The sequence below is a fragment of the Verminephrobacter aporrectodeae subsp. tuberculatae At4 genome (assembly GCF_000193225.1).
Taxonomy (GTDB): Bacteria; Pseudomonadota; Gammaproteobacteria; order Burkholderiales; family Burkholderiaceae_C; genus Acidovorax; species Acidovorax aporrectodeae.
On the sequence record NZ_AFAL01000512.1, the window covers coordinates 1 to 9,743 of the forward strand.

Genomic DNA, 9,743 nt, shown 5'->3' on the forward strand with positions numbered 1-9,743 from the left:
CGACGCCGCCGTGCGCGCGGGAATCCGCGCCGCCGCGCTGTGCGTGCTGCAGGCCGGCGCCCAGCCCTCGATCCCCAGCCGCGCAGCCGTTGCGCAAAGCGCGCAGCCTCCCGACCCGATCCGGCTGTAAAACGCGCCCGCCTCAGCCCTGGCGCGTCCGGCAATCACGCCGCCACGGCCTGAAGCCGAGCCACAGCACGATCCCCGGCAATTGCAGCAGCAGATTCAGCCCCAGTGCCGCACGGTATGCGGCTTGCGGATACTGCCCCTGGTGCGGGATCCACTGGGTGATCAGCAGGCCCAAACCCCATTGCACGCCGAAAGCCAGCAGGAACACCAGCAGATTGAACGAGGTGCTCACCCGGCCGGTCAGGTGGCCGGGCACGCTCTGCGCCACGATGGCGTAGTTCATCGTGGTGGCGGTGCCGAAGAAGCTGAAGCCCACGGCCACGACCAGCGGATGCACTGCGAGCGTTCCAGGACCCAGCACCATGAGCAGTTGGAACAGCAGAAAGAGGACGGTCCCCGTGCCGCATACGAGCACTGGCTTGAAGCCGTATTTCTGCACCGCGTCGGTGATCCAGCCGAAGAACAGCGAACCCGCGACCATGGCAACCGTGCCGGCGAACAGCACCTGCGCGACCTGCGGGCGCGCCAAATGGCCCACGTCGCGCAGCCACGGAGCCATCCACAGGCCCTGCACCGCCATGTAGGTGGCGTGCGCGAACAGCGTGTACAGCGCGAGCCGCCAGAACGACCACGCCCGGTACAGTTCGCCCACGGTGCGGACCATGTCGCGCAGGCGCGTCTGCGTTTTCTGGCCAGGGTGTTCGGGAACCACTCCGAAGATGAGCGCGCTGACCAGCAGCGTGCCGGCTGCAAGCGCCAGGAAGGCGCCGCGCCAGTCGGTCAGGCCCAGCGCCCACTGCATGGGCGTGGTTGACGCCATCGCACCCATTCCGCCGACCGCGAGCAGGATCGCGGTGCTCAGCGGCAACCGCTCCTGCGGCAGCCACAGCGAACCGGCCTTGATCGCCGACATCAGCGAGCCGGCCACGCCCAGGCCGATCATGCCGCGCGCCAGCACCAGTTCGCCCAGCGACTGCGCCCGCGCAAACAGCACCGCACCGGCGGCGGCGACGAGCAGCATGGGCCCCTGGACCTTGCGCGGGCCAAAGCGGTCCAGCGCCACGCCGATGGGCAGCTGCGCTGCGGCAAACGTGAGGAAGTAGGCGCTGGTCAACAGGCCCAGGCTGCCCGCGGCCAGGCCCAGGTCGTGCGCCAAGTCGGGGTACACCACCGCGTTGACCGTGCGGTAGAGATAGGAAATGAAATGCGCCAATGCGAACGGCAGCAGCACGGTCGCCAAAAGAACCGCCAAGCCGGGGCCGCTGCGCGCTGCCTGCGGCGGGTCGGCCACGGCAGACTCCGGGGCCCCGGTGACGGGCTGCGCGGCTGCGGCGCTGGCTGGGTCATTGGCTTGCATGGCTTGTCACCGTATTGCATGGGTGGAATGGGCAGGGTGCCGACCGTGGGCCATGGGGCGCTGGGCAACGCACGGCCGGCCGGGCACTATAGGCGAAGCGCGCCCGCATCCACCAAGGAATCCAATCGCTGAAAGGCACGCGGGGGGCACGCCGGCCCCAGGAGAAACGGTGAAAATCCGGCATGCTCCCCGCCGAACAATCCCCCCAAACCCTCTCGCCCAGTCTGTGGCCGGCCTTCGGTCTGGGGTTGGCGGCGGCAGTCAGCAACGGCTTTGCGCGCTTTTCCTATGCCCTGGTTCTGCCGGCGATGCGCGAGAGCTTCGGGTTGAGCTACGCCGAGGCCGGGTGGTTGAACACTGCCAACGCCCTGGGCTATGTGATCGGCGCCCTGTCCGGTTACTGGTTGCTGCGTTGGCGCCGTCCCAGCGAACTGTTTTCCGCCGGTCTGTGCATGACGGTCGCCACGCTGGTCTTCACCGGGTTTTGTTCGAGCTTGGTCGGTCTGAGCGTGGCCCGTTTGCTCTCGGGCATTGGCGCGGCCTGGGCGTTTGCCTGCGGGGGGGCCTTGATTGCCGTCCGCTATCAGGATTTTCCGAAGCGCTACGGGATCGCGACCGGGGTGTTCTTCTCCGGCGCGGGGATCGGTATTTCGGTCTCCGGATTGTTCGTCAGCCCGGTGCTCGCAGTGACGGGTCCGGCGGGATGGATGTACGCGTGGTGGGTGCTTGGCTTGCTCGCTGCGCTGGGGTCGCTATGGCCACTGCGCGAAGCTTGGCGCGTCCATGGGGGTGGCAATAGCGCCTCGGCGGCGCGCTTGCCCCTGTCGGGCCTGAAATCGGCGCTGCTCGGATATTTCATTTTTGCCGCCGGCTATATCGTCTATATGACGTTCATCTTCGCCCTGCTGCGCAACCGGGGCCTGTCCTGGCAATGGGGGACTGCGATCTGGGTCGTGCTCGGCGCCGGGGTCTCTTTGTCGCCCTTCGTCTGGCGCCGGGCGCTCAAGGACATGCCACCGGAATTGGTGCTGTCCGCGAGCTGCGCGACGACCTTCGTCGGCTCGGTGCTCCCGTTGCTGGAAAGCAGCCTCGCAGCCTGCATCGTTTCGGCATTCATTTTCGGCCTGGGCATGTTCATCGCGCCCTCATCCGTCGCCGTGCTCCTGCGCAAGAGCATGCCGACGGAACTGCTGGCCAAGGGCATGGCCTTTTTCACCGTGGTATTTTCCGTTGGCCAGGCCATCGGACCATCGCTGGCCGGTTGGGTCGGCGATCGGGGGACGCTGGACACGGCGTTGCTGGCAGGGGCGGCACTGCTGCTCGCATCCACCCTGGTGCCTCTTGTTGGTTACTTGCTGCCAGCGGGTGCGGGCGGAACAAATTCGTAATGCCCATCCCCTGCTGCGGGTCAGGGGCCAAGCGATCCTGGTCGCCCGGCACGCGTGTCCAACCCGGGGTGACTACTGCCGTGCCGTGCGCACGTTGCGCGGCAGGCCCTGCGGGCGGCTGGTGCGCAGCGGGTTGATGTCGATTCCCCGCGGCGCGTGTAGCGCGCGTACACGGTCAGCGCGCCGGGTTGGCAGCGTGTCCACAGGTCCATGAAGATGCGCTCCACGCATTGCTCGTGGAATTCGCTGTGCCGGCGAAAGCTCACGAGGTATTGCAGCAGCCCTTCCTGGTCGATCTGCGGGCCGCTGTAGGCAATCTGCACGCTCGCCCAGTCGGGTTGGCCCGTCACCGGGCAATTGCTCCGGAACAGCTTGCTGGTCAGCACCTCGGACACGGGCGCCGCGTCGAACCGCGCACGCAGCAACTCGGGCGCGGGCTGGTAGTGCGTGCATTCCACGTCCAGCCGGTCCAGGCTCAGGCCGTCGAGTTCGTGCACGGGCTCCTGGTCAAACCGTTCGGGGCCCAGCAGCGTCACCCCTACCGCGGCCGAACGCTCGGCGCCGCGCCACACGGCCTCGCCCAGGTCGGCGCGGATGCGCGCCTGCACCTGCGCGGCGTCGGCGAGGCAGGTGTTGTTGAAGCTGTTCAGGTAGAGCTTGACGGATTTGCTCTCGACGATGTTCGGCGTTTCGCAGGGCACCGTGATGTGCGCCAGGGCCAGTTGCGGCTTGCCGCGCGCATTCAGCCACGACAGTTCAAACGCCGTCCACAGGTCGGCCCCGAAAAAGGGTGCGGCGCCGGTGATGCCGATCTCTGCCCGCTTGTCGGCACGCGGGATGGGAAAGAGCAGCGCGGCGTCGTACTGGTCGACATAGGTCGATGCCTTGCCGAGCCGGGATTGTTCTGGCGGGTTCATGGTCTGCACGGTTGCGTCATGTTTTCAGCGGCTGAAGGTGCGCGGATACGCAAGCCGTTTTCACCTGAATTCCCGCTCGCGCAGCCACTTGGTGGCGATCCACTTGTCGCCCGCAATCACCGGGGCGCCGCCGTGCAGCGTGCGCGTGTCGGGGTGCGGGCGGTCGTAGCTGAAGAACACGGCATTGCCGCGCTGGGGCGCGACGGCGACGTGCACGTCAGGGAATACGGTGCCACCGCCTTTCTCGGTCGTGGCCAGGTACAGCACCAGCGTGCCCACGCGTTGCCCGCCGCGCTGGAGGATCTTCGGCGTTCCGGGATCCTCGGGGTTGAAGTAGTCGTAATGCGGCTTGTACTCGGCGCCGGGGCGGTAGTGCAGCACCTGCAGGCCCTCACCGTTTTCCACGGGCCAGTTCAGCAGGCGCGCAATGCGCGCTTCGATGCGCTGCAGCAGCGGGCTTTCTCCGCGGTGGAAGAACATGCCGTCGCTGGTGCGGGCGTCGTTGAACTCTTCGCCCCCGTTTCGGGGGCCACCGTGAGCGAGCGCGCCATGCGCGACGCGGCGGCGGCGATCAGGGCCTCGCATTCCTCGGGCGCAAGCAGATTGCCAAACACCACGATGCGTGGCTGCTCCATGCTCAGCAGCACGTCTGCGGTGCGGTCGCCACAGTCCACCCGGGTCGGGGATTCGTCCAGGCGCGGCCCGGGCATGGAGGCTGGCGGGCTCTGTGGCGCGGCGGGTTCGACCAGGAGCTGGTGCAGCGTGCTCTCGAGCGCTTCGGCCGCCACCTGCTCATTCCAGCCGGAACTGCGCATGGATTGCAGCAGCGAGGCCTGCGTGCAGCCGGCCTGGGTTTGCTCGATGATCCAGCGGCGTAATTCGGGCGTGACCTTCTGCTGTGCGGCGGCGCTGCTGCGCTGGGTGCTCGTTGTGCTGTCTTGTCGCGGGTCGGATTGCTGTGTCATGCGGGTCCTTCGGTTGCAACAGGGTTTTGGGTTCGGGGTGCGGGGGCCTTGCGCCGGAACACCAGGCGCTCGGGATCGGACGCTGCCGGGGCAAAGGCATAGCCGTCCAGAGCAAACCCTTCGAGCCCGTGCGCTGTGGTGATGCGGTGCGTGATGGCATGGCGCGCCATGAGGCCGCGTGCGCGCTTGGCGTGCAAGCCGATGATCTTGTACGCGCCGCCTCTCCAGTCCTCGAAAACGCATTCGACGACGCGTGCCTTGAGCGCCCTGCGGTCCACCGCCTTGAAGTATTCCTGCGACGCGAGGTTTACGACCACGGGCGTGGCGTCGGCCTGCAGGCGGGTGTTCAAATGCTTGGCAATCCGGCTGCCCCAGTACTGGTAGAGATTGCTGCCGGCATCGGTGGCCAGGCGCGTGCCCATCTCCAGCCGGTAGGCCTGCATGCGGTCCAGCGGGCGCAGCACGCCGTACAGACCGCTGAGAATGAGCACATGCTCCTGTGCCCAGTCGAGATCCGCTGCGCTCAGCGTGCGCGCCTGAAGGCCCGCGTAGACATCGCCGTTGAAAGCCAGCAGCGCCTGGCGCGAGTTTGCGGACGTGAAGCGCGGCGTCCAGGCCCGGTAGCGCGCCACATTCAGCGCGGCGAGTTTGTCGCTCAGGTGCATGAGGTCGGCAAGGTCTTGCGCGGACTTGCTGCGCAGCACCTCGATGAGCGCGGCGGACTGCGCAAGGAACCGGGGCGTGGAATGCGCCAGGCCTGCGGGCAGGGGCGTGTCGTAGTCGAGCGCTTTGGCGGGGGACAGCAGAAACAGCATGTGTGGTGTGGGGCCGGAGGTCCGAAGCTGCCTGAGGGAAAGGCCGTCGGTGGTCTGGCCGGAGCATAAATGCAGGCCGCAACGCCCCAAATGGTACAGGGTGCGTGGTGATTACGCCGCTCCACCGGCCCACAGCCCATCAACCAAAGCAAGTTCCGCTTGGCGATCGGCCGGGTTCTGATCGGCTGTCAGGAGCGTGTCTGTCGGCTACACTTGCGGATGCACGTGACTGGCGATAAGGCGCCGTACCCCGCCCCACCCGGCACAGGGGTGCTGCCGCTGATGTGGAAACCGGCAAGGGCTTGACTCCCTTGCGAACCACCGGGGAGCGCGCCGCAAGGGAATCCTTTCGCTCTTGCGTTCCGCCGTTCGCCTGGGCAGCCCTTGTCTCAAGGGATACAAGTTTGCAGGACCACCATGTACGACCGCCATCTTCTCGTCGAGCAAATCGACCCCGAGCTGTTTGCCGTGATCCAGGCCGAGAACGCCCGGCAGGAGCAGCACATCGAACTGATCGCCAGCGAAAACTACGCATCGCCCGCCGTCATGTGGGCCCAGGGTACGCAGTTGACGAACAAGTACGCCGAAGGCTATCCCGGCAAGCGCTACTACGGCGGCTGCGAGCACGTGGACCGGGCCGAGCAACTGGCCATTGAGCGCGTGAAGAAGCTCTTCGGCGCCGAGGCCGCGAACGTGCAGGCACACTGCGGCGCGTCGGCCAACGAGGCCGTTTTTCTGGCCTTTCTCAAGCCCGGCGACACCATCATGGGAATGAGCCTGGCCGAGGGCGGTCACCTCACGCACGGCATGCCGCTGAACATGTCGGGCAAATGGTTCAACGTGGTCTCCTACGGCCTGGACGCGAACGAAGTCATAGACTACGACGCCATGGAGCGCAAGGCGCACGCCACCCGGCCCCGGCTGATCATTGCCGGCGCTTCGGCGTACAGCCTGCACATCGACTTTGCCCGCTTTGCCAAGGTGGCCCGGGACCTGGGCGCGACCTTCATGGTCGATATGGCGCATTACGCCGGCCTGATCGCCGCCGGCCTGTACCCCAACCCCGTGCCGCACGCCGACGTGGTCACCAGCACCACGCACAAGAGCCTGCGCGGCCCCCGCGGCGGGATCATCCTGATGAAGGCCGAGCATGAAAAAGCGATCCACAGCGCCATCTTCCCGGGCCTGCAGGGTGGCCCGCTGATGCACGTGATAGCCGCCAAGGCCGTGGCCTTCCAGGAAGCGCTGCAACCCGGATTCAAGCTATACCAGGAGCAGGTGCTCAGCAATGCCAAGGTGCTCGCCGAGACGCTGAGCGCGCGCGGCCTGCGCATCGTCAGCGGCGGCACGCAGAGCCACATGATGCTGGTCGATCTGCGCGCCAAGGGAATCACCGGCAAGCAGGCCGAGACCGTGCTCGGCGCGGCGCACATGACCGTGAACAAGAACGCCATTCCCAACGACCCCGAAAAGCCGATGGTGACCAGCGGCGTGCGCATCGGCACCCCGGCCATGACCACGCGCGGTTTCCGGGAAGAACAGGCGCGCGCCACGGCGCACCTGTTCGCCGACGTGCTCGACAAGCCGCACGACGCGGCGCATATCGCCGCAGTGCGCGAGCAGGTGGACGCGCTCACGGCGCGCTTTCCGGTCTACGCCTGACCCTGACGCCCCGCCACCGCCCCCATGAAGTGCCCCTTTTGCGGCCACCTTGAAACGCAGGTCGTCGAAACCCGGGTATCCGAGGAGGCGGTGTTCATCCGCCGGCGCCGCCAATGCAGCGCCTGCGACAAGCGCTTTACCACCTACGAGCGGCCGGAAGTGAGCCTGCCGGCCATCGTGAAAAAGGACGGTCGCCGCGTCGAATACGAGCACGACAAGCTGCTTGCATCGTTCCATCTGGCGCTGCGCAAGCGTCCGGTCAGCACCGACCGGATCGACGGTGCGATCGAGCGCATCGAGGAAAAACTGCTCGGCCTGGGGCCGCGCGAAGTGCCCTCCAGCCGCATTGGCGAATGGGTCATGCGCGAGCTCAAGAAGCTGGACAAGGTGGCCTATATCCGCTTTGCCAGCGTGTACCGCAGTTTCAAGGACATCGACGACTTCCGCGCCATGGTCGACGAGGTGCGCAAATAACCCGACAGTCCGGAAACATGCTTGAGCCGTTCGCCACCCCGACCCCCGCCAAGCCGGCGCGGGCGCTGATTCGCCCGATCAGCCAGGTCACCGTGAAACTCCTTCCGCGCAGAAACCAGACAGCGCAGGAGCGCTTTGACGCGACGGTCGATCAGGTGCTGCGCTGGCTGGAAAAAAAGTCCGGCCGCAGCCTCCCGTCCGAAGCCTGGCAGCGAAGCAGCTTCGATCTATCGGAAATCGGCGCGCCGCGCGCCGCGGCCGTGGCGCTGGCCGAACCCCGGTCCTGGGCGGCGCGACTCGACGACGACGACCAAAGCGTGCTGCAGCGTGACTGGATCACCGAAGTCGGCGTGCGCCTCGATTCCCGGGGCACGGTGCAGTTCGGCACCCGGCTGATCTGCGCCACGCGCGGCGACAATGCGCCATTCGACCGCTCGATCCCGGGTTTCGCCAAACAGATTCTGCGCGCTGGCCCGGCCGAACTCGACGGGGAACTGATTCACAAGACGCCACGCATCATCGCGAGCGAAGCCGACGTCGACGCCCTGCTGGCCTTGCTCGAGCGGCCAGAGCGCATCGCCGACGTCGTGGTCCTATCCTTGCCGGTAGGCTCCGAGGACCCGAGCCAAACGGCGATCCCGGCCGAGCGGTTCCTGCAGCAAACACTGGGGGCGGCGCATGTGGTGGTTCTGACGGGGCGCGCGAGTTTTCTGCTCTCGGACCGGGTCGGGCGCGAACTCTCCACATTCCAGCAGGCGGTCCGAACCTATCGGTCCGGCTTCAAACGCTGTGTGGACGAAGCCTCACGGCATCCGCTCGCGCTCGCGCAGCGCATCGCCGCATGGAATGAGAAAGGCCCCCTGGCCTTCGCACCCTGGCTGGTCAACCAGGTGCTGTGGAATACGGTCCGGGGGTATGAGCGCGAGCAGCGCCTGCCCAGCTTCAACTTCGTGCGCCAACAGGCGGCGCAGAAAGAACGCAGCCAAGCCAGGCCCGCCGGCGACAGCGATACCGATCTGGTGCAACTCGAGCGGGACAACGAGGCGCTGCGCACCAGCTTGCAAGAGCAAAAGCAGGAGTACGACGACCTGCTCAAACTCGCCGAGGACGAGCGCAACGCCGCCGAGCAAAAAGCGGAAGCCGCGAAGGAACAGGCCTTCAAACTGCGGCAAAGAGTCTGCGCATTGGAACAGCAGCTGGCGCAGTCGCCAGGCCGGCAGGACGTGCCGATTCCGCAGGAACTCGACGAATTCGAGTCCTGGTGCGAGGAGCAACTCGCCGGCGCGCTGGTCATGACGCCGCGCGCAATCCAGGGCGTGCGCAAATCGACCTACGCAGACCCCGAACTGATCTATAAAGCGCTGCTCCTGCTCAAGGAGCACTATGTTCCGATGCGCATTTATGGGGGGGAGGACAGAAAGCATGCCTACGACCAGGCGTTGGCCAGCCTGCACCTCAGGGAGGAGCACACGGGAAACGCCACCAAATGCAATGGCGATCAGTACAGCGTGCAATATGCGGGCCATCGGCGGGTTCTCGATCGCCACCTGAAAAAAGGCAATGCGCACAACCCGCGGCATTGCTTTCGTTTGTATTTCTTTTGGGACGAGGAGAGCCAGTTGGTCGTCGTGGGCTGGCTGCCTTCGCATCTGGACAACAAGGTGACTTAGCGTCTGGCGTCGTGTCACGCCGCCCGCCGCCGGGGCTTGGCGAACGCAGCGCGGCGTTGTTTCTCGGCACCAGGGCGAACGGCGACGTCTGCCCGAAACGCTTGGTGGACGTTGCCCGGTCATCGGGCAAGATCACAGCCAAACCCATCTCGTCATACACAAGTCCCCCGCGCATGAGCTATGCTACCTATTTCATAGCGAAAGCACACAATGAACTGGGTAGCCACGGAATTCAAGAGCATGAACCTGGGGGACCCCAGACGCAAACAGCGTGCGATCCATCTGATCGAGAGCTTGAGTGCCAAGCCCACAGCCAGTATCCCCCAAGCCTGCGGCGATTGGGCCGACACCATCGGAGCCTACCGC

The 9,743-nt window shown here is 66.2% G+C and carries 7 protein-coding genes and 3 pseudogenes; 6 read left to right on the plus strand and 4 right to left on the minus strand.

From position 1 onward, the window contains the following. A pseudogene (locus tag VTU_RS32960) lies at positions 1–130 on the plus strand (ribokinase); the annotation flags it as partial. A gap of 12 nt (positions 131–142) precedes the next feature. Here VTU_RS32960 and VTU_RS0117445 read toward each other — a convergent pair. Continuing rightward, positions 143–1,486: an MFS transporter gene (locus VTU_RS0117445; RefSeq protein ID WP_010106538.1), complete on the minus strand. Its 1,344-nt coding sequence runs from the start codon at positions 1,484–1,486 to the stop codon at positions 143–145. Positions 1,487–1,668: 182 nt separating this feature from the next. On the opposite strand from VTU_RS0117445, the gene VTU_RS0117450 reads away from it, so the two are divergent. Beyond that, positions 1,669–2,874: a YbfB/YjiJ family MFS transporter gene (locus VTU_RS0117450; RefSeq protein ID WP_010106540.1), complete on the plus strand. Its 1,206-nt coding sequence runs from the start codon at positions 1,669–1,671 to the stop codon at positions 2,872–2,874. A gap of 72 nt (positions 2,875–2,946) precedes the next feature. Here VTU_RS0117450 and queF read toward each other — a convergent pair. The 3 genes and pseudogenes from queF to yaaA all read right to left on the minus strand — a co-directional run bounded on the left by queF (position 2,947) and on the right by yaaA (position 5,571). Further along, positions 2,947–3,791, minus strand: a pseudogene (gene queF / locus VTU_RS27915) (NADPH-dependent 7-cyano-7-deazaguanine reductase QueF). A gap of 60 nt (positions 3,792–3,851) precedes the next feature. Next, positions 3,852–4,756, minus strand: a pseudogene (locus VTU_RS27920) (2OG-Fe(II) oxygenase). After that, the gene (gene yaaA / locus VTU_RS0117465) at positions 4,753–5,571 is read right to left on the minus strand and encodes a peroxide stress protein YaaA (protein WP_010106543.1); all 819 of its coding nucleotides are present in this window, start codon (positions 5,569–5,571) and stop codon (positions 4,753–4,755) included. Before yaaA ends, VTU_RS27920 begins: the two are co-directional and overlap by 4 nt. A gap of 417 nt (positions 5,572–5,988) precedes the next feature. Here yaaA and glyA point away from each other — a divergent pair, with 417 nt between their 5' ends. From glyA to VTU_RS31825, 4 genes are all read left to right on the plus strand, one after another. Next, a complete protein-coding gene (glyA, locus tag VTU_RS0117470) occupies positions 5,989–7,233 on the plus strand; it encodes a serine hydroxymethyltransferase (RefSeq protein WP_010106544.1) in 1,245 nt (414 codons plus the stop codon). Positions 7,234–7,257: 24 nt separating this feature from the next. Next, on the plus strand, positions 7,258–7,707 hold the full coding sequence (nrdR, locus tag VTU_RS0117475) for a transcriptional regulator NrdR (RefSeq protein WP_010106545.1): 450 nt from the start codon (positions 7,258–7,260) through the stop codon (positions 7,705–7,707). A gap of 17 nt (positions 7,708–7,724) precedes the next feature. Further along, positions 7,725–9,377: a hypothetical protein gene (locus VTU_RS0117480; protein ID WP_010106546.1), complete on the plus strand. Its 1,653-nt coding sequence runs from the start codon at positions 7,725–7,727 to the stop codon at positions 9,375–9,377. A gap of 210 nt (positions 9,378–9,587) precedes the next feature. Further along, positions 9,588–9,743 (plus strand): IS4/Tn5 family transposase DNA-binding protein (locus VTU_RS31825; protein WP_010106547.1); only part of this gene is annotated, 156 nt, incomplete at its 3' end.